Consider the following 2,132-nt stretch of genomic DNA (forward strand, 5'->3'; position numbering starts at 1 on the left):
GCCACTGGCGGACCGCCTGCCGCCAAAGCCGCAGCAGTGGAAAGCCGGTGCCCGAGGACAGGCCCTGCTCGTCGGCGTATCCCGTCGCGAGAAAGCCGAGCACGCCGCTCCCGACGGACAGGTAGGGCAGATAGGCCAGCGCGATGACGACCGGCACGAGGGCGACCATCCGCCAGTCCCAGGGTCGCCACAGGCCGGGCAGCGCGATCAGGGCGAACGGCTTGGCCAGCGCCCCCAGCACCACCGATGTCGCGCCCGCGTAGCGCCGGCCGACGGCCAGGGCCAGCCACAGGCCGAGCATCGTCAGGGCGATCATCACGCCGTCGATATGGCCCTGGCCCGCGATCTCCCAGATCGGGAGCGGATGCCAAGCGTAGGCCGCCACGCGGGTCTCCGACTGTCCCGTGAGCCGCAGCAGACCGACCAGGGCGAAGATCGTCACCGCCTCGCACGCCACGAGGGCGATCTTGATGGCGAGCGGGCTCGCCGAGATGCGGGTGACGAGGAGGAAGAACGCCTGCGCGATCGGGGGGTAGATGGTCACCGCGTAGTCGGCGCGGTTGATGAACGGGTAGACCTGCGCGTCGCGCAGGAACGCCAGTACCGGGTCGGCCGGGACGTAGCGATAGGGGTTGATCCCGGCGCTCTGCACGATTCCGTCCCAGACGTAGCGGAAGATGTCGGTCGACAGGATCGGCGGCGCGGGCAGCGCGAGGAGCCGCATCGCGAGGCCGGCCCCGACGATGATGGCCAGGGCCCGGGGCCCCGGGATTTCCTCCAGGCGCGCGGCCAGGGCGGCGATCACGCCACCGGCGCAGGCGAGCGCCAGGAACGCATCGTCGCCGAAGCCCTGAAGAAGCGGCATGCCGAGCCCGATCAGCACGGTTCCGGCGATGCCGAGGGCCGTCAGGCGCCGGACAGGGCTCACGCGTCACGCCATTGGGTCAGCAGCGCGCGCGTCGCGGGCGCCTGCCCCCCGACGATGCCGTCCGCAGCGAACGCCGGCGGGATTCCCGCGATCTCATCCTGAAGGAGGCGGAATGTCGCCGCGTCGTCGATGTCGTACCAATGGGGAAGCACCTTAACCTCCAGGCCGATTGCGGCGGCCTGCTCCAGCGTACGGGCCAGCACTGCGTCCGTGCTCCACGGGATGCCGGCGAAGAGTTCGGGATGGTCGGCCTTCAACCCGATATGCGTGTAGCCGCCGTCGATGGCGGGCCCCAGCACCACGCGGTCTCCGGACCGTCGCAGGGTGGTGACGGTGTCCGTGAGCAGCGATGCGGGCAGGGTCGGAGAGTCGGCGTTGATCAGCACGACGCAGTCGTGCGCCTGCTCGGTCAGCAGACGACGCACGGCTGTTCCGAGAATGACCCCGAAATCGGATCCTTCTTGAAGCAGCAGGCGGAAGGCGTGCGGCAGGATGGCAGCGAGCTCGGCCTCCGATCCCGCGGGCGCATAGATGCCGTATCCCTGCCTGCCCAGCGCCTCCGGGACCGCGAGCACGACACCGGCGACATCCGCCAGGAAACAGGCAGAGAGACGTGCTGCCTTCTCCGGGCCGAGGCGTGCGGCAAGGCGTGTCTTGGTCAGGCCGGGGCGCGGGGCCTTGCACATGATCCCGAGCGCTGCCGTCATGCGTCCCTCATGTCGGCGCAGCGCCGCGCGCCTGAAACTGTAATGGGACGATGCGTCCGCGGCAAAGAGAGAGCAAATTGTTGCTGGAAAGCCAAATCACAAAGTGCGACCGGGGTATGGCCCTCGCGGCCGATGAGGTTCTACGGGATGCCGGCGCCGGACCATTCGAGCCCGCACTGGCTGGACGTATAGTGTGGCGCGAGCCTCCGGGAGAAGGGCTGTCCGCTCTTGCCATGACCGCACCCGGAAGCGGACCAGCCGCTTTCGGTCAGTTTCGGCCTCCTTGGCGGCCGCCTCTGAACGGCTGAGTTGGGTGGTTTCCCGCCGGTCAGCTCTTAGGCTTCAAACTCATAAAGCAGCCCTCCGACCTACATCCGCTCCTTGATGCCGGCACTGACGAGCCACCAGTTCACCGGGTAGCTGGTCAGGCAGCCCGCCACCATTTGCAACCTGCTTGGGGGCCCAAAATCTGACGAATTCACGGGCCCCCGGTCCCC

General features: G+C 68.6%; 2 protein-coding genes. Both read right to left on the reverse strand.

Going from position 1 to position 2,132, the window contains the following annotated elements; translation table 11 throughout:
• Nucleotides 1-928 (reverse strand): hypothetical protein (locus tag I53_RS00895; protein WP_043345672.1); only part of this gene is annotated, 928 nt, incomplete at its 3' end.
• Nucleotides 925-1,635, reverse strand: coding sequence for a TIGR04282 family arsenosugar biosynthesis glycosyltransferase (locus I53_RS00900; protein WP_043345675.1), 711 nt, complete (start codon nt 1,633-1,635; stop codon nt 925-927). The genes I53_RS00895 and I53_RS00900, both read right to left, overlap by 4 nt.
• Nucleotides 1,636-2,132: the final 497 nt, after the last annotated feature.

It is taken from the genome of Methylobacterium sp. B1, assembly GCF_000333255.1.
Taxonomy (GTDB): Bacteria; Pseudomonadota; Alphaproteobacteria; order Rhizobiales; family Beijerinckiaceae; genus Methylobacterium; species Methylobacterium fujisawaense.